The organism is Aureimonas sp. ME7 (genome assembly GCF_903970965.1).
In the GTDB taxonomy this organism is placed as follows: Bacteria; Pseudomonadota; Alphaproteobacteria; order Rhizobiales; family Rhizobiaceae; genus Aureimonas.
This window is the reverse complement of the sequence record NZ_CAJCKW010000001.1, coordinates 25,787-42,702: the sequence shown is the minus strand read 5'-3', so window position 1 is coordinate 42,702 and position 16,916 is coordinate 25,787. Positions and strand designations below refer to the sequence as shown.

Sequence of the window (16,916 nt, the reverse complement as noted above, 5' to 3'; positions counted from 1 at the left end):
AAGCCCAAGAAGGTGGTGGAAAAGACGATCGCGGCCGCCCCCAGCCTCAAGGGTGGCATCAGCGGCGCGACGAAGAAGGGCTGAACGCGAGGCGAGGCGTCAAGGCGCCTCGCTTCACCCCACAGGAAGGGTTCGAGCCTGCCGTCACCCGGCGCCGCCCTCCGCAAGCCCTTAGGTCTCGCCCGGAGCGCCCGAAGGCCGCCCTTCAGGCGACCTTGGCCAGCGACACCTTGCGCCGCGACGACAGGCCCGGCTCGCGATCGAAGGCGACCTGGTCGCGGCACTGTTCGTGGAGCGCCAGGCCGACCTTTCCCGCCGCCTCCCAAAGGGCGTGTTCGCTGCACTCGGCGGCGATCACGAGCGCGATCCGGCGCATGTGGGTGCGGCCGATGCAGTAGGCCGCGAGCGTCGCACGCTGGAGCGGCGGCAGTTCGCGCACGGTTTCCGCGACCCGCTCGTCGGGCGAGCGCAGAAGCAGCGCTAGGAGTTCGAGAGGAACGGGAGAGGTCGGCTCGTTCGGGCGATACCGGTTGGTCATGGCATCCTCCAACTCTTAAGGGTCGCGGATCGCGATCGGATAAGGGAGGAGGTAGCGCTGCGAACGGCGAGGAAATCCCTCAAAATTTAAGGATCGCCGGCCGGGGCGGCAACACCTATCTCGCGCGACCGACGCGCCGAGGAGACCGTTTCGGCCGCCTCCATCGGCGGGCGGGAAAAGCATCCCGCAACCTCGATGCGCGCCGTGCGTCGCGCAAACCCGTCGATCGGGCGCATGAAGACGCCGGCGTCGTTCCAGCGACCACTAGGGCCACGTCCGACCGGGTTGAACGCTCGTCATCGTCCTGCGGACGCTTGGCTCGCGGCAGGGCGCTTTCGCTCCTCGGCCGCGTTGCTCGTCGGCCACGAACCGAAATCACCGCCGTGCCGACCATCCAAGCCGGTCGGAAAGCGCTCTAGGTCCGCCGATGCCAGCTTGCCGCGCTCCCCGTCAGTCGCGTTCACTCAAGGTCCCGCTTCGCCGGCCCGAAGCCTTCGAAGCGCCACATCGAATTCGACGCCGACCCTGCGAACGAAAACCCCATTCCGAAGCCGATCGGGCGCCTATGCATTTACGGGATCGGCTTCGGTTTTCCGGCTCGTCGCATTCTCCGGGCGCGAAGGCCCGCTCGGCTTTCATTGGATAGGCTTCAGCCAGCCCTTCGCCTCGACGGGCTGCCTTCAACGTTCTGGAAGTCGGACGACGGAGATCCAAACTCCCGACCCGAACGGGAAAGCCGTCGTTCGGGGTGTAAAAGACGCATATGCGACCGCCGGCAGCTTCGCCCATGCGCGGCGGCCAAGCGGCCCGCCTGGATGCCGCTGAGCGCGCTCCTTTCCCTACCCGATCTTCGGCCACTGGTGGTGGAACGTGCCCTCCCGGTCGAGGCGGTGGAACGTGTGGGCGCCGAAGAGGTCGCGCTGGCCTTGCGTCAGGTTGGTGGTGCCGCGCGCGCGGCGGTAGTCGTCGAAATAGGACAGGGCGGCGGCGAGCGCGGGCACCGGGATGCCGGCAAGCGCCGCCTTGGCGACGACGCGGCGCAGGGCTTCCTGGCCGGCCTCAATGCGCGCCTGGAAGCTCGGCGCCTGAAGAAGGTTGACCACCGCGCCCGCCTCGTAGGCCCGGGTGATGTCGTCGAGGAACCGCGAGCGGATGATGCAGCCGGCGCGCCAGATCCGCGCGATCTGCCCGAGCGGCAGATCCCATTGGAACTCGGCCGAGGCCTCGGCCAGCGTCGCGTAGCCTTGCGCATAGGCGATGATCTTGGCGGTCACCAACGCGGCTTCCAGTTCGGCCAGACCCTCGCGGCTCATGTGGAACTCGGCGCGCGCGACCTTCACCCCGTCGAACAGGCGGCTCGCCTCGGCGCGCTCCTCGCGGCGGGACGAGATGCCGCGCGCCGACACGGCGGCTTCCAGCGTGGTCGCGCCGACGCCGAGCTTCTGCGCCTCGATCACCGACCAGCGACCGGTGCCCTTCTGCCCCGCCTCGTCGACGATGACATCGACCAGCGGCCCGCCCGTCTCGGGGTCGCGCTCGGCGAGCACCGCGGCGGTGATCTCGATCAGGTAGGACTGGAGATCGCGCGTGTTCCAGTCGGCGAAGATGTCGGCCATCTCCCGGGCCTGCAGCCCGAGCGCGTCGCGGAGGATGCCGTAGATCTCCGCGATCATCTGCATGTCGGCATATTCGATGCCGTTGTGGATGGTCTTGACGAAGTGACCGGCACCGTCCGGCCCCAGCCAGTCGACGCACGGCACGCGATCGAACTTCGCCGCGATCGGCTCGAGCAGCGGCTTCAACCGCTCCCACACGGCCCGGTCGCCGCCCACCATGATGGACGGCCCGTGGCGCGCGCCCTCCTCGCCGCCCGATACGCCCATGCCGACGAAGTGGATGCCGGTGCCCTGCACCGCGCGCTCGCGGCGCACCGTATCGTTGAAGTCGGCATTGCCGGCATCGATCAGAATGTCGCCCGCTTCGAGATGCGGCAGGACGAGAGCGATCTGGTCGTCCACCGGCTTGCCGGCGTTGACCATCAGGACGACGACGCGTGGGGCCTTCAGCGTGGCGACGAAATGCTCGATCGAATCGGTCGGCACGAGGCGTTCGGCGAGCCCCGGATTGTCGTCCCGCACGCCGTAGGCCTTTTCCACCGTGCGGTTGGACAGGGCCACCGTGAAGCCGCCGTTGTCGGCGAAGTTGAGGGCAAGGTTCGCCCCCATCGTGCCCATGCCCAGTACGCCTAGATCCGCCTGTGCGCCGCTCATTCGATTCGCCCCCCGACCGTTGGTCCCGTTTGTCGCAGGCAGGTTTAGCGAAAAGCGGCGGTCCGTTCCATCGAAACGATGGGAAGCCGGCCCTATCCCTTCAGCCGCTCCGCATGCCAGGCGAGGTGGTCGTCCATGAAGGTCGAGATGAAGTTGTAGGAGTGGTCGTAGCCCTCGCGCATGTTGAGCGCTAGCTTGATGCCGGCCCTGTCGCAGGCCTCCCGGAGAAGATGCGGGCGCAGGCCGTCGTCGAGGAACGTGTCGGCCGTTCCCTGATCCACCAGGAATTCGGGAAAGCGGTGCCCGTCCTCGATCAGGAGCGTCGTGTCATAGGCGCGCCAATGGGCGCGGTCGCGGCCGAGATACTTCTCGAAGGCGGGGCGCGACCAGCCGGCGGTGGAGGGCTGGACGATCGGCGCGAAGGCGGAGGCCGAGCGATAGGTTCCGGGGTTCCGCAGCGCGATCGTCAAGGCGCCGTGGCCGCCCATGGAATGGCCGAAGATGCCTTGCCGGTTCATGTCGGCGGGAAAGTGCGTCGCCAGATATCCCGGCAGCTCGTCCGTGACGTAGGAATACATCCGGTAGTTCGCGGCGTATGGCCTTTGCGTCGCATCGACATAGAAGCCGGCGCCCGAGCCGAACTGCCAGTTGTCCTTCTCGTCCGGGACGTTCGGCCCCCGCGGCGAGGTGTCGGGCAGGACGATCATCAGCCCGTGCTCGGCGGCCGCGCGGCGAAATTCGCCCTTGTCCATCGCGTTCTGGTGCGAGCAGGTGAGGCCCGAGAGATACCACAGGACGGGAACGCGGCCTTGCCTCGTCTGGGGCGGCGTGAAGACCGCGAAGGTCATCGACGTGTCGGTGGTTCTGGACTGGTGGCGATACACGCCTTGCGTGCCGCCATGGGCCTTGGCTTCCGAAACGACGTCGAGTGGCATGGGCGATCCTTGGGATGGGCGAGGGGTTTGAGGTCAGGTCCCGGAGAAACCTCCGGGACGGCGCATGTCGACATGGGGAATGTCGTCCTCCAGATAGGACCCGGAGATCGTGGAGAACCCGTGACGGGCGTAGAAGGTTTCCAGATGCGCCTGCGCCGACAGGTCGATTTCCACCGGCCCGAAGCGCTCGGCCACGAAGCGTAGCGCCTCGCGCATCATGGCGTGCCCGAGCCCGGTGCCGCGCGCATCCGGAGCGGTGGCGATCCGCCCGATCCGGGCGCGTGGGTTCGCGGCGCCGGGCGCGAAGACGCGCAGTACGCCCGCCAGCGCCCCGTCCTCCAGGCGGGCGAGGTGCAGCGCCTCCCCGTCCCGCCCGTCGATCTCAGGAAAGGCGCAAGCCTGCTCCACCACGAAGACGTCCTGCCGGAGTTTCAGGAGATCGTGGACCTCCTGCCCCGACAGTTCGGCAAACGTGGACCAGCGCCACTCTCCCATGGGATCAAAAGACGACGACGGAGCGGATCGACTTGCCCTCGTGCATGAGGTCGAAGCCCTTGTTGATCTCCTCGAGGGAGAGCGTGTGGGTGATCATCGGGTCGATCTCGATCTTGCCGTTCATGTACCAGTCGACGATCTTGGGAACGTCGGTCCGGCCCTTGGCGCCGCCGAAGGCCGAGCCCTTCCAGACGCGGCCGGTGACGAGCTGGAACGGGCGCGTCGAAATCTCCTTGCCCGCCTCGGCCACGCCGATCACCACCGAAACGCCCCAGCCGCGATGGCAGGCTTCCAGCGCCTGGCGCATGACAGTCGTGTTGCCGGTGCAGTCGAACGTGTAGTCCGCGCCCCCGTCGGTGAGCGCAACGAGATGGCTGACGATGTCGCCCTCGATCTCCTTCGGGTTGACGAAGTGGGTCATGCCGAAGCGCTTGCCCCATTCGGCCTTGTCGTTGTTGAGATCGACGCCGACGATCTTGTCGGCGCCCACCATCCGCGCGCCCTGGATGACGTTGAGCCCGATCCCGCCGAGGCCGAAGACGACGACGTTGGCGCCGGGCTCGACCTTGGCGGTCTTGGTCACGGCGCCGACCCCGGTGGTGACGCCGCAGCCGCAGTAGCAGGTGGTGCGGAAGGGGGCATCCTTGCGGATCTTGGCGACCGCGATCTCGGGGACGACGGTGAAGTTCGAGAAGGTCGAGCAGCCCATGTAGTGGAAGATCGGCTGGCCCTTGTAGGAGAAGCGCGTCGTGCCGTCCGGCATCAGGCCCTTGCCCTGTGTCGCTCGGATCGCGGTGCACAGGTTCGTCTTGCCCGACAGGCAGCTCTTACACTGGCGGCATTCGGGCGTGTAGAGCGGGATGACGTGGTCGCCAGGCTCGACATAGGTGACGCCCGCGCCCACCTCGCGCACGATCCCCGCGCCCTCGTGGCCGAGGACGGAGGGGAAGAGCCCCTCGGAATCGAGCCCGTCCAGCGTGTAGGCGTCGGTGTGGCAGATGCCGGTCGCCATGATCTCGACCAGCACCTCGCCCGCCTTCGGGCCTTCGAGGTCGAGTTCCACGATCTCCAGCGGCTTCTTGGCCTCGAAGGCGACGGCGGCACGGGTCTTCATGGGAAGCGTCCTCGGGTTCGGGCGGCAGGACCCCTCATGCGGGGGCGGCTCATCGAACCCTGCCTACACGATCGGGCGGCCGAAACGCCACCCCGGCGCTCAATCCTCGACGGCCTCGACGGGCGGCAGACCGGCGAGGATCAGCGCGCCGTCGAGAGGGTCGCCGAGCGCCTCGTCCAAGGTGTCGGCGAGCCCCTCCGGTAGATAGGGACGCAGTGGGCGCGCCAGCCCGCCGGTCAGCGACACACGCTCGCAGCCGGCGTCGCGCAAGGTGTCGACGAGGTCGCCGATGGCCTGCGCGGCGTCCTGAAGGAGTGCGATCGACAAGCGGTCGCCTTCGCCCGCCGCCTCGATCACCAGCGGCACGAGGCCGGCATAGTCGGTCGCCGACGCCCCGTCGCACCATTTCGTCAGCCCGAGCGGCGCCCCGTCGAACCGGGCGAGAAGAGCGTCGGTCAGAAGCGAAGGGCCGAGCCGCCCGTCGCTCGCGCGAAACGCCGCTTCCACCGCCGCCAGTCCCAGCCGGGCGCCCGAGCCCTCATCGGAGCCGGGAAAGCCGTAGCCGCCGAAGCGCAGGGAGCGCTCGCCACGAAGACCGAAGGCGATCGACCCGGTGCCCGCCACGACGATGCCGCCGTCCGCCCCGCCATGGGCGCCGAGACACGCGATCGCGCCGTCGTTGGACAGGGTGAAGCCGGCAAACGGGTGCGGGCGCTCGGCAAAGCTTTCGCGCATGCCGACCCGCTCGATCCCCGCGATCCCGGCGCCGACATGGAGCCGGGCGAAGTCGAAGGCGCCGAGCCCGGCCGCGCGCCACGCCTCGCGCGCGGCCGCCAGCATGGATTCGAAGCTCGCCTCCACCCCCAGCCGCGCCGAGGCCGGCCCCGCATGGCCCTCGCCGAACACGAGGCCGGACGCATCCGTCAGCCGCGCCCGGCAGGAGGTGCCACCGGCATCGAGGCCGAGAAACAGGGGGCCGCTCATGAGGATGTGCCCATCGAGGTCGCAGCCTTTCCCGTCCCGAATCGCCTGGGTTCTCCTTCATGCCGGAGTTTGCGCCCGTCTCAAAGGGCCGGGGCCATCGGGCTTCTGGAAGAACGGACCATCCAGATGCCCATACCAACAAAAATGCCGGCGATACGATCGCCGGCATCCGTTGAAAATGCGTCCCGAAAACCATTCGGGCGGCATCGATCGGCTTAATGCAGGGCAGCCTGCGCCGCGTGGCCGGCGTCGGCCGGCTTGGCGTTCAGCCCTTGCGTCCAGCCTTCCATCCATTCCGCGCGAAGCGTCGAGCCGACGGGATACTCGCAGGCCGATTTCGGAATGTTGTTGGCGAAGGCCAGCTTGCCTTGTTGGAATGCGTCCGTTGCCATGATCCTGGCTCCTTTCCCTGTTCCGAAGGGGAAAACGAGCAAGGCTCCAGGGCGTTCCCGGGATGCGTCCGGCAGCTTCGCGTCAGATGCGCAGCCCCGTGCCCAGCCCCATCGAAGCGAGAAGCACCGCCGGATCGGGCTCGGCATCCAGCACGGGAACGGCCAGCCCATCGCGCACCGCGATCACCGCGATCTCGGCATCGTTCGTATCGGGCACGTCGTAGAGAGCGACGGCGCCCGGCTCCAGATCCTCGCCGTCCTGGCGGCGGGCGTGGGCCTTGGCATCCGCCAGATGGCGGAAGGCTTGGAAACGGCGGATGCCATCCTGGTCTAGGCGTACAACGAACATTTTTTGAGCCTCCGTTGCATGAGACGAAAAGTTAATCACGAGTTTTCCCGTTCGCCAAGCGAAACTCCGATGACACCCGCGCGAACGGCGCGTGATGCGGCCGGCTCGGCGCCCTTGCACTCGCCGGCTCGCCAGCCCACAACCGAAGCTCGCCCGACCGGGAGGAGTGCGAGCCGATGACACAAGCCCCATCCGACGACGATCGCATGGCCGACGGAACCCATAAGCGCCCGCGTGTCGCCTTGTTCGTCACCTGCCTCGTCAACGTCATGCGCCCGGCGATCGCCGAAGGCTCGCGCGAGCTCCTCCTGGCGGCCGGCTGCGAGGTGTTCGTGCCGCTCGATCAGACCTGCTGCGGCCAGCCGGCGTTCAATTCCGGCAACGAACGGGACGGGCAGGCCATGGCGCGCCACCAGATCGCGGCGCTGGAAGGCTTCGACTACGTGGTCGCCCCGTCCGGCTCCTGCGCCGGCACGATCCGGCACGGCTATCCCGAAAGCCTATCAGGCGATCCCGCCTGGGCCGAGCGGGCGAAGGCGCTGGCGGCGCGGACTTACGAGATCACCAGTTTCCTCGTCGACGTCCTCGGCTACCGCACCCCGCCGCCGACACGGCACGTCGGGACCGCCACCTATCACGACACCTGTTCAGGGCTTCGCGAGCTCGGCGTCCACGACCAGCCGCGCGCCCTTCTGCGATCCGTGGAGGGGCTGGCGCTCACCCCCCTGCCCGACGCCAACGTGTGCTGCGGCTTCGGCGGCACGTTCTGCGTGAAATATCCGGCGATTTCCAACGCGGTGGTGGCCGAAAAGACCGCGAGCATCACCAAGACGGGCGCCGACATTCTTCTGGGCGGCGATCTCGGCTGCCTCCTGAACATGGCCGGCAAGCTCGCGCGCGAGGGCTCGGGCATCCGCACCTTCCACACGGTGGAAGCCTTGACCGGGCGTCTCGGCACGCCGGCCATCGGCGAGGCACCGCGCGGGGTCAAGGCATGAGCGTCGCCCCCGATTTCCACGCCCGCACGAAGCATGCGCTCGCCGACGAATGGCTGAAGGTCGCGATCGACCGCACCACGGGGACCGCTCGCACCAAGCGCGCGGCGATCGTCGGCCAATGGCCGGATTTCGCGGTGGCGCGGACACGCGGACGGGCCATCAAGGACCATGTCGTCGCCCATCTCGGGCATTATCTCGCAGAGTTCGAGCGCAACGCCAAGCTGAGCGGCGCCACCGTGCACTACGCCTCGACCGCCGATGAGGCCTGCCGCATCGTGGTGGACATCTGCCGGCGGGCGGGCGCGCGCTCCGTCACCCGATCGAAATCCATGCTCGGCGAGGAAATCGGCCTGCCGCACGCGCTGGAGGAAGCGGGCATCGAGCGGGTGGAGACGGATCTTGCCGAACACATCGTGCAGCTCGCGGGCGAGCGGCCGAGCCACATCATCTGGCCGGCCATGCACAAGACGCGCGAGCAGATTTCCGAACTCTTCCGGAAGAGCCATGCCAACCCGCACAGGCAAGAAACGCCAGAAGCCATGGCGGCTTCGGCCCGGCGCCACTTGCGCCAGCGCTTCCTCGCCGCCGATGTCGGCATCTCGGGTGCCAACTTCCTCGTCGCCGACACCGGCTCGGTCTGCACCGTGACCAACGAGGGCAATGCCGAGATGACGACGACGCCGCCGCGCGTCCACATCGTGACGGCGGGCATCGAGAAGCTGGTGCCCACGATGGGCCATGCCGCGATGATGCTGCGCCTTCTCGTGCGCTCGGCGACCGGGGCGGCGCTGACCCAGTACACGACCTTTCACACCGGGCCGAAGCGGGCGGGCGATCTCGACGGGCCGGAGGAGTTCCACATCGTCCTCGTCGACAACGGGCGCACGCGCATGCTCGCCGCGCCCGATCTTCGCGAGATGCTGCGCTGCATCCGCTGCGGCGCCTGCATGAACCATTGCCCGGTGTTCAACCAGATCGGCGGCCATGCCTATGGCGGCACCTATCCCGGCCCGATGGGCGCGGTGCTGACGCCCGTGTTCGACGGCATCACCGAGAAGACGCGCGATCTCGCCCATGCCTGCACGCTGAACGGGCGCTGCCGCGAGGTCTGCCCGGTGGACATTCCCCTGCCGACGCTCATCAAGGGATGGCGCGAGAAGAGCTGGCGCGAGGGGCTGGAGCCCACCTCGCTGCGCTTCGGCCTGTCCGGCTGGCGCTGGGCGGCGACGCATCCGCGCGCCTATCGCTGGCTGGCGGCGCTCGGCGCCCTCGCGCTGCGCCGGATGGGCGGGGCCAGAGGCCGCATCGCCCGCCTGCCCTCGCTCGCCGGCGCCTGGACGGCCTACCGCGACATGCCGGCGCCCCCGCCGGGACCGACCTTCCTCCAGGCCGAAGCCGCGCGGCAGAAGGTCCTCGAGCGTTGAGCGCGCGGGACGCGATCTTCGCCGCGATCACGCGCGCGATCGGCCAGCCGGCGGACGGGGCGAGCATCCGAGCCGAAGCCGACGCGCTTCTCGCCGAGCCGGAACGGGTGCGCCCCCTGCTGCCCGAGGGCGATGCCCTGTCTCTCTTCGAGGCGGCGGTGACGCGCCTGCCGCCCGGCGCCTCGAGCGAGCGCGTCGCGCGAGTTGAGGACGTGCCCGCCGCGGTCGCCCGTCGCTTGGCCGCCCTCGAACTGGAGCCCGCCCTGAAGATCCAGCCCCTGCCCGTTCTGGAAGCGCTGGACTGGGCGGGGGCGGGCCTTCGCCCGCGCGCCGAAGTGGACGATCTCGTATCCCTGTCCATGGCCGAGCGGGCGATCGCGGAAACCGCGAGCCTCGTTCTTCGCTCCGGCCCGCGCATGGCGATCCTGGACGCCTTCCTGCCGCTGCATCACATCGTGGCGGTGCGGGCTCAAGACGTGGTGCTTCATCTGGAAGACGCGGTCCGCGACGCCGATCTCGCCCGCTCGCGCAATCTCGTCGTCGTCACAGGACCGAGCGGCACCACCGATATCGAGGGGAGCCTGGTGATCGGCGTCCACGGGCCGGCGACGCTGCACATTCTCCTCGTCGAGGACTGATCCCTTCAGGCCCCGGCGACTTTTTCGATAGCCGACTGGAGATCGGCAGCCGAATACGGCTTGTGCAGAAGGCCCGTATGGGGACGATCGAGCGCGCCGTCGCTTAAGTCGTTGGAATCGCCTGTGGCGTAGACCAGCGCGAGGTTCGGCTGCAGGGCGCGAAGGCGCTCGGCCAGTTCGTCGCCGCGCATATCGGGCAAGGTCAGGTCGAGAACGGCGGCATGGGCCTCGCCGCCGCTCGCCAAAGCCTCCAAGGCCTCGTTTCCACTGGCGAAATCGGCGACGACGTATCCCGCGTCCTCGATCCATTCCGCCGTCAGCGCGCGGATCATCGGATCGTCCTCCACGAGGAACACCTTGCCTCGCGCCGTCAAGTCGTGGTCCGAAACGGACATCGGGTTCCTTTCCTATTCGCCGCCCGCGAATATGTCTTGCGAAATGGAATTAGCATTTCGCGCCGGCGCCGTCGCCGCTCCTTGCTTCACAAGGCGTTCATGACCAACCGCTTCGACAGCCCGCCGCCCTTCGATGGCCCGAAGCCGACGGTCCGGGTTCGTGCGGCGGGTCGCCTGGACAGTCACGACGACATCTTCTTCGCGGCCGTGGAAACCACGCGCATGCCGATGACGGTGACCGATCCGCACCGTCCCGACAACCCCATCGTCTTCGCCAACAACGCCTTCGTCCAAATGACGGGCTATCGACGCGAGGAGATCGTCGGCAACAACTGCCGGTTCCTGCAAGGCCCCGAGACCGATCCCGAAACGGTGTCCCAGGTGCGCGCCGCGGTGGAAGGGCGCCGGGAGATCGCGACCGAAATCCTGAACTACCGCAAGGACGGCTCGACCTTCTGGAACGCCCTGTTCATCTCGCCGGTCTACGACGCGGAGGGAAAGCTCGTCTACCTCTTCGGCTCGCAGCTCGACGTGTCGCGCCGGCGCGACGCGGAAGAGGCGCTGCGCCAGTCGCAGAAGATGGAAGCGCTGGGGCAGCTGACGGGCGGCATCGCGCACGACTTCAACAACCTCCTCCAGGTCGTCACCGGCTATGTCGAGGTGATCGCCGCCCAGCTCGAAAAGCCCGAACTCGACCGCACGCGCACGGCGCGGGCCGTCGACAACGTGCGCTCGGCCTCGGCCCGAGCCGTGACGCTGACGCAGCAGCTTCTGGCGTTTGCCCGCAAGCAGCGCCTGGAAGGGCGCCTCGTCAATCTCAACGGCCTCGTGTCGGGCATGACCGACATGGCGGCGCGCACGCTCGGCGACCAGATCGCGGTGGAAACCGACCTCGCGCCCGATCTCGCGACGGCGCGCGTCGATCCGACGCAGGCCGAGGTCGCGCTTCTCAACATCCTGATCAACGCCCGCGACGCGATGTCGGGCATGGCGGGCGGCGGCACGGTGCGTATCGTGACCGCCAACCGGACGATCGGCGCGGAGGATGCGACTGATTACGACGACGTCGCGCCCGGCGACTACGTGTCCGTCGCCGTATCCGACACGGGATCGGGCATGGCCCGCGAGGTTCTGAGCCGCGTTCTCGACCCGTTCTTCACCACAAAGGAAGAGGGCAAGGGCACCGGCCTCGGCCTGTCCATGGTCTACGGCTTCGCCAAGCAGTCGGGCGGCACGGTCCATCTCGAATCGCGCGAAGGCGAGGGCACGACCGTCGAGCTTCTGTTTCCCGCCGCCCGGGGCGAGGAAACGCGGTCCCTCCAGCGCGTGCGCGCGGTGGAGCGGCAGGGCACCGAGCGCATCCTCGTAGTGGACGATCGCGAGGCGGTGGCCGAGCTGGCACGCGAGATGCTGGAAGAGCACGGCTACGCCGTCGACGTGGAAACATCGCCGCTCGGTGCGCTGAAGCGGCTGCGGGACGGCGAAGCCTTCGATCTCCTGTTTTCCGACCTCGTGATGCCCGGCGGCATGAACGGCACGGCACTGGCGCAGGAAGCGTTGCGGATCGCCCCTCGCCTCAAGGTGCTGCTCACTACCGGCTATGCCGAAGCCTCGCTGGAGCGCTCGGAAGCGGAAGGCGCCCGGTTCGAGATTCTGAACAAGCCCTATTCGCGCCTCGACCTCGCCCGGCGGGTGCGCATCGTCTTGGACGGGCCGACCGGCGTCGGCTGAGGGGTCTTCAAGCCGGTTGGTCAGACTGCTACAGGGCTGGCCCATGTGGACACGGCCCGTCGATCCCATTCCTCCCCTGCAGGCCGCAGCGCGCCTGCGACCGCTTGGCGGCCTGGCGTTTCTCGACAGCGCGCGTCTTCACCCGTCGAACGGCCGCTGGTCGGTGGTCGCGGCCGCACCCTTCGCCCGGCTGGAAGCGGACCTCGGTGGCGCGCGGCTCGATGGCGCCACCCTGCGGGAGTCGCCCTTTGCAGCGATCGACGCGGTGCTGGCGAGGTTTCACGTGAAACACGAAGGCCCCGCCCCGTTCTGCGGCGGGCTCGTCGGCACGATCGACTTCGAAGCCGGCCACCTGGTGGAAGCCCTCCGTCGCCCGGTGGGCTTCGATCCGAAGAAGCCGCTTTTCGGCTTTCATCTCTACGACACGGCCCTTGTGTTCGACCACGCGGAGGGATCGGCGCATCTCGTCTCCGCCGGCTTCGCGCCAAGCATCGATGCGAGCGCCGACGTGAGGGTTCGAGCAGCGCATGCCGCCGCCCGGCTCGACTTCTTCGCCGAGGCGCTGGCGCGCCCGATCGAACCGCCCGCGTTCGAACCGCGCTCCGTCGTCTGGACCAGCAGCCGGACGGCGAGCGAATATGCCGCCGAGGTCGAGCGGGTGAAGGCGCTGATCCTTGCCGGCGACGTCTACCAGGCCAACCTGTCGCGCCGGATGCACGCCGCGCTGCCCGAAGGGTTCGACCCGTTCGCGCTCTATGGGCGCCTGCGCGAGGTCAACCCCGCGCCCTTCGCCGCCTATCTCGAAGAGCCGGCTCGCACGATCGCCTCCGCTTCGCCCGAGCTCTTCCTGCGCCTTCGCGGCCGCGAGGTGGAAACGCGGCCCATCAAGGGAACGGCACGCCGGGCGGCGGACGAAGCCGCCGACCGGGCGGCGGCCGACACGCTTCTGGCTTCCGAAAAGGACCGAGCTGAGAACGTGATGATCGTCGATCTCCTGCGCAACGACCTGTCGCGGGTCTGCGAGGCGGATTCGGTGGTCGTTCCCGAACTCTGCGCCCTGGAATCCTATGCCGGGCTGCATCACCTCGTCTCCTCCGTCACCGGCCGTCTCCGGCCCGGCACGGGCGTCGGCGCGCTTCTGGCCGCGACCTTTCCCGGCGGCTCGATCACCGGCGCGCCGAAGATCCGCGCCACCGACATCGTCGCCGAGATCGAGGGCGCCCCGCGCGGCCTCTACTGCGGCTCGGTGGCCGCCCTGTCGTTTTCGGGCTCGGCCGACGTTTCCATCGCCATCCGCACACTGGAATTCGGCGCGCGCGAGGTGTCCTTCGGGACGGGCGGCGGGGTCACCATCCTGTCGGAAGGCCCCGCCGAATGGGCGGAGACGCAGACCAAGGCGGCGCGCATCCTCCGAGCCTTCGAGCCGGACGAGGAGGCGCCGTGATCCTCGTTCTCGACAACTACGACAGCTTCACCTTCAACCTCGCCCGCTATGCCGAGCGACTGGGGGAGGAAACGCTGGTCGTGCGCAGCGACCGGATCGACATGGCCGAAATCGAGGCCAAGACGCCCGATGCCCTCGTCATATCCCCCGGCCCCTGCGGCCCGGCGGAGGCCGGCGTCAGCTTGGAGGCGGTGCGCGCCCTGTCAGGCCGCCTGCCGATCCTCGGCGTCTGCCTCGGGCATCAGGTGATCGGCGCGGCGTTCGGGGGCCGGGTGGAGCGCGCGGATGAACCGATGCACGGGCGCGCCTCGCCCTGCTGGAACGACGGGACAGGGCTCTTCGAAGGGCTCCCCGAGACGATCCCGGTCGGGCGCTACCATTCGCTGATCGTGCGTGGAACGCGGGAGATGGACGAGAGCCTCAAGGTGGATGCGAGATCCGGGGCCGGCGAGATCATGGCGCTGTCGCATCGCCGGCACCCGACCTTCGGCATCCAGTTCCACCCCGAATCCGTGCTGACGCTGGACGGCGCGGCGATGATCGAGCGCTTCCTCCACTTGGCGAAGCGCTGGCGCGCGGCTCAGACCGGCGCCTGACGGCGGATCCGGCGGCCGGCGGGCGTCAGCGCGAACCAGCACGTGTCGCGCCAGCCGACCGTCGCGGACACCAGCCCCAGCGCATGAAGCTCCAGGCATCGGCGCAACTCGTCGAGCGACAGTTCGCCCGTTCGCAGACCCACGCTGTCGCGCGCCGGCGCGTCGTTGAGACGCGACAGCATCGCCACCTGGTCGGACGAGATCTCGTTCAGGCCTATTCTCATGAGAATGCGTCTCCTTCGAGCGTGTTTCGTCATGCCTGCCGATCCGCAGCGTTCCAGCCGGAACTTGCGCGAACGTGGGGCGGGCCGGGTGCGCTCCGGCGGAAGCCGGGAACCCCCACGCCCCTTCGAGCGTCATTCTCCGGCAAACATGGTCGGAATGGAGGCCCATGCGATGAGCCGCTCGAACGAGACCGAACGGGACGAAGCATCGAAGACGGGCGAGGACCGGACACCCGGTGCCGGACCGCATGCCAAGCCCGAGCTTACCAACGAGGACGCGACGCCGGGCGCCGGCAGCCTGCCGGACGAGAAGGATGCCGGCGACGACGCCGGCGCGGGCTGAGCGACCCGCCCCTTTCCCCCGACGATTTCGAGGAGCCATCGCCAATGTCCAATACGCCCGACACCCCGGAGCGCAACGCACCCGATCCGATCCTGCCGGAGCCGATCGGCGAGGACGGGCTGGTGCAGCCGAACGACGAGACGGGTGGCACGGAGGCCGACCGCGCCGCGCCGTCCTCGCCGCAACCGTCGGGCGGAGATCGCCCGCCGGGCCAGGGGTAAGGAACCCGGCCGGGGTTCGGAGAGAACGCCCTGCCCCAACCCGACGCCGAGCGTTCAGGCGACGTGGAACGCGCTCGGGCAGATGTCTGCCAGCGTGCAGCGGTCGCAGGCCGGGCGGCGGTGGTGGCAGACCTTCTGCCCGTGCAGCATCAGGACCTCGTGATTGTCGTAAAGGTCCTGCGCGCTCCAATCCTCGGGCAGTTGCCCGCGAAGAACGGGATGGGACGGACCGACGTCGAGCTTCGGCCCGATCAGCCCGAGCCGCTGGGCAACGCGGTGGTGGTGACTGTCCACCGGCAGGGCCGGCATGCGCAGCACCGAAAAGGACAGAACCGCCGCGCTGGTCTTCGGCCCGACACCCGGCAGTTCCTCCAACCAGGCGCGCGCCTCTTCGACGGACAGGTCGGCGAGAAAATCGAGGTCGAGCGCGCCGCGCCGGGTCCGCACCGCGGCCAGAATCTCCTGAAGACGCGGCGCCTTCAGTTCCGGCCAGCGCACGCCGTGGATCAGGGCCTCGACCTCCGCCGTCGGCGCGTCGATCATCTCCGCCCAATCGGGAAAGCGTGTCCGCAGAGCCTTGAAGGCGCGCCCCGAGTCGGCGTTGCGCGTCCGGTGCGACAGGAGCGAGGACACGAGCTCGCTCAAGGGATCGAGATCGTGGAAATAGCCGATCGGGCAGCCGTAGACCGCGCAAAGCCGGTCGTGGACGAGGCGTGCCTTGGCGACGAGATCGCTGGCTGGTGCCGGCTCCAGCAAGGGCGCGCTTCGCTGGGGCGGCGGACGGCGCGCTTTGAAGCGCGCAACGGGTTCGGAGGACGGGGTCGGTGCCATGGAGCCGCAATCGACGGCGATTTGGTTGCGTTCCAACCTGTGGAAAGACTGCGGCAATTCGCCTTGGCCGTCAGGCACCCCGCCCTTCCAAAAGACCCCGACGCTCGGCGACGGCGTCGAACAGGTAGTCCATCAGCGCCCGGACGCGGGGCACGTGGCGAAGGTCCGCATGGGTCAGGAGCCAGAGGTCGGTGGCAAAGCGCGGATCGGGCTCGCCGAGCCGACGCAGCGTGGGCCGCGTATCGCCGATGAAGCAGGGCAGATAGCCCCGGCCGATCCCGATCTCCACCGCTTCGGCGAGCCCGAGGACCGTGTTGACGCGAAAGGCGATGCGCTCGGGCGGCACGGTCTCGGTGACGTGCCGCACCACCTTCATCGCCCCCATCGCGTCGCCGAGCGACACCCAGTTCTGCGACGCGCCGTCGTCCGCCTCGTAGAGCGCCCAGGCGATGCGCGCGCCCTTGCGCCCGACCAGCGTGTCGGGCGGGCGGTCGGTGGCGCGGATCGCGACGTCGGCGTCGCGCTTCGACAGGTTGAGCGCGGGATTGCCGAGGACGACATCGAGTCGCACGTCCGGGCAATGGCGGCGAAAGCCGGCGAACAAGGGCGTCAGGAAGCCGACGAGGAGCGAGTCGTTGGTGGTGACGCGAACCTCGCCGGCGGGCGAGGGCTCACGGCCGGCGAGGCGCAGCGCCGCCCCGTCCATCGCCGCGCCCATCATCCGCGCGACGGCCGCGATCTCTTCGCCCGCGACGGTAGCCGACAGGCGGGCGCCGCTACGCTCGAACAGGGGGCAGCCGACCTCCCCTTCGATCTGGCGCAGCCGGCGGAACACGGTGGAATGGGCGACGCCGAGCCGGTCGGCGGCGCCCGGCAGGCTCGCCGCCTCCGCCACTGCACCGACGAGGCGCACGTCGTCCCAGGACAGGCGATCGATCTCGAACCCCACTGCGTTTGAACTCCCCGTTTCGAACCCGCAATCGTCTCATTGCAT

At 68.8% G+C, this 16,916-nt stretch carries 20 protein-coding genes; 8 read left to right on the top strand and 12 right to left on the bottom strand.

Features of this window, described 5'->3' with window-relative positions; genetic code table 11:
* Positions 1–205 precede the first annotated feature (205 nt).
* The 8 genes from H7A85_RS00240 to H7A85_RS00205 form a co-directional block, all read right to left on the bottom strand.
* Complete coding sequence (locus tag H7A85_RS00240) at positions 206–538, bottom strand: hypothetical protein (protein WP_182083887.1); 333 nt, start codon at positions 536–538, stop codon at positions 206–208.
* An 839-nt stretch (positions 539–1,377) separates the two neighbouring features.
* Positions 1,378–2,808 (bottom strand): NADP-dependent phosphogluconate dehydrogenase, encoded by a 1,431-nt coding sequence (gene gndA / locus H7A85_RS00235; RefSeq protein ID WP_182083886.1) that lies wholly within the window; start codon positions 2,806–2,808, stop codon positions 1,378–1,380.
* A gap of 92 nt (positions 2,809–2,900) precedes the next feature.
* Positions 2,901–3,743 carry an S-formylglutathione hydrolase gene (gene fghA / locus H7A85_RS00230; protein WP_182083885.1) on the bottom strand — a complete coding sequence of 281 codons (843 nt, stop codon included), beginning with the start codon at positions 3,741–3,743 and terminating at the stop codon, positions 2,901–2,903.
* 33 nt (positions 3,744–3,776) lie between these two features.
* Positions 3,777–4,238, bottom strand: coding sequence for a GNAT family N-acetyltransferase (locus H7A85_RS00225; RefSeq protein ID WP_182083884.1), 462 nt, complete (start codon positions 4,236–4,238; stop codon positions 3,777–3,779).
* 4 nt (positions 4,239–4,242) lie between these two features.
* Positions 4,243–5,352, bottom strand: coding sequence for an S-(hydroxymethyl)glutathione dehydrogenase/class III alcohol dehydrogenase (locus tag H7A85_RS00220; protein ID WP_182083883.1), 1,110 nt, complete (start codon positions 5,350–5,352; stop codon positions 4,243–4,245).
* 99 nt (positions 5,353–5,451) lie between these two features.
* Positions 5,452–6,336, bottom strand: a complete 885-nt coding sequence (locus tag H7A85_RS00215) for a BadF/BadG/BcrA/BcrD ATPase family protein (protein WP_182083882.1) — start codon at positions 6,334–6,336, stop codon at positions 5,452–5,454.
* A 215-nt stretch (positions 6,337–6,551) separates the two neighbouring features.
* A complete protein-coding gene (locus tag H7A85_RS00210) occupies positions 6,552–6,728 on the bottom strand; it encodes an Rmf/CrpP family protein (protein WP_182083881.1) in 177 nt (58 codons plus the stop codon).
* A gap of 82 nt (positions 6,729–6,810) precedes the next feature.
* Positions 6,811–7,077, bottom strand: a complete 267-nt coding sequence (locus H7A85_RS00205) for a hypothetical protein (RefSeq protein WP_182083880.1) — start codon at positions 7,075–7,077, stop codon at positions 6,811–6,813.
* 176 nt (positions 7,078–7,253) lie between these two features.
* On the opposite strand from H7A85_RS00205, the gene H7A85_RS00200 reads away from it, so the two are divergent.
* From H7A85_RS00200 to H7A85_RS00190, 3 genes are read left to right on the top strand one after another with little or no spacing between them, the layout of a single operon-like run.
* Positions 7,254–8,075: a (Fe-S)-binding protein gene (locus H7A85_RS00200; protein ID WP_244630851.1), complete on the top strand. Its 822-nt coding sequence runs from the start codon at positions 7,254–7,256 to the stop codon at positions 8,073–8,075.
* Positions 8,072–9,499, top strand: a complete 1,428-nt coding sequence (locus H7A85_RS00195) for a LutB/LldF family L-lactate oxidation iron-sulfur protein (RefSeq protein WP_182083879.1) — start codon at positions 8,072–8,074, stop codon at positions 9,497–9,499. The genes H7A85_RS00200 and H7A85_RS00195 overlap by 4 nt, the downstream gene beginning before the upstream one ends.
* Positions 9,496–10,137 (top strand): LUD domain-containing protein, encoded by a 642-nt coding sequence (locus H7A85_RS00190; RefSeq protein WP_182083878.1) that lies wholly within the window; start codon positions 9,496–9,498, stop codon positions 10,135–10,137. The genes H7A85_RS00195 and H7A85_RS00190 overlap by 4 nt, the downstream gene beginning before the upstream one ends.
* 5 nt (positions 10,138–10,142) lie before the next feature.
* On the opposite strand, the gene H7A85_RS00185 is transcribed toward H7A85_RS00190, so the two are convergent.
* Positions 10,143–10,532, bottom strand: coding sequence for a response regulator (locus H7A85_RS00185; RefSeq protein WP_182083877.1), 390 nt, complete (start codon positions 10,530–10,532; stop codon positions 10,143–10,145).
* A 99-nt stretch (positions 10,533–10,631) separates the two neighbouring features.
* On the opposite strand from H7A85_RS00185, the gene H7A85_RS00180 reads away from it, so the two are divergent.
* Genes H7A85_RS00180 through H7A85_RS00170 form a run of 3 tightly spaced genes read left to right on the top strand, consistent with a single transcriptional unit; the run spans position 10,632 to position 14,303 of the window.
* The gene (locus H7A85_RS00180) at positions 10,632–12,263 is read left to right on the top strand and encodes a histidine kinase famiy protein (protein WP_182083876.1); all 1,632 of its coding nucleotides are present in this window, start codon (positions 10,632–10,634) and stop codon (positions 12,261–12,263) included.
* Positions 12,264–12,306: 43 nt separating this feature from the next.
* Positions 12,307–13,707, top strand: coding sequence for an anthranilate synthase component I family protein (locus H7A85_RS00175; RefSeq protein WP_182083875.1), 1,401 nt, complete (start codon positions 12,307–12,309; stop codon positions 13,705–13,707).
* Positions 13,704–14,303: an aminodeoxychorismate/anthranilate synthase component II gene (locus H7A85_RS00170; RefSeq protein ID WP_182083874.1), complete on the top strand. Its 600-nt coding sequence runs from the start codon at positions 13,704–13,706 to the stop codon at positions 14,301–14,303. Before H7A85_RS00175 ends, H7A85_RS00170 begins: the two co-directional genes overlap by 4 nt.
* Here the strand turns inward: H7A85_RS00170 and H7A85_RS00165 are convergent.
* Complete coding sequence (locus H7A85_RS00165) at positions 14,288–14,527, bottom strand: hypothetical protein (protein WP_182083873.1); 240 nt, start codon at positions 14,525–14,527, stop codon at positions 14,288–14,290. The two genes, H7A85_RS00170 and H7A85_RS00165, sit on opposite strands and share 16 nt — an antisense overlap.
* Before the next feature lie 172 nt (positions 14,528–14,699).
* Between H7A85_RS00165 and H7A85_RS00160 the strand changes: the two genes are divergently transcribed.
* Positions 14,700–14,870: a hypothetical protein gene (locus H7A85_RS00160; RefSeq protein WP_182083872.1), complete on the top strand. Its 171-nt coding sequence runs from the start codon at positions 14,700–14,702 to the stop codon at positions 14,868–14,870.
* Between the two features lie 44 nt (positions 14,871–14,914).
* Positions 14,915–15,091 (top strand): hypothetical protein, encoded by a 177-nt coding sequence (locus H7A85_RS00155; RefSeq protein WP_182083871.1) that lies wholly within the window; start codon positions 14,915–14,917, stop codon positions 15,089–15,091.
* A 54-nt stretch (positions 15,092–15,145) separates the two neighbouring features.
* Here the strand turns inward: H7A85_RS00155 and H7A85_RS00150 are convergent, their stop codons facing one another.
* Both H7A85_RS00150 and H7A85_RS00145 read right to left on the bottom strand, forming a co-directional pair.
* Positions 15,146–15,847 carry a Fe-S cluster assembly protein HesB gene (locus H7A85_RS00150; protein WP_244630850.1) on the bottom strand — a complete coding sequence of 234 codons (702 nt, stop codon included), beginning with the start codon at positions 15,845–15,847 and terminating at the stop codon, positions 15,146–15,148.
* Positions 15,848–15,992: 145 nt separating this feature from the next.
* Entirely contained in the window at positions 15,993–16,871 is an 879-nt protein-coding gene (locus H7A85_RS00145) for a LysR family transcriptional regulator (RefSeq protein WP_182083869.1), read from the bottom strand.
* Positions 16,872–16,916 lie beyond the last annotated feature (45 nt).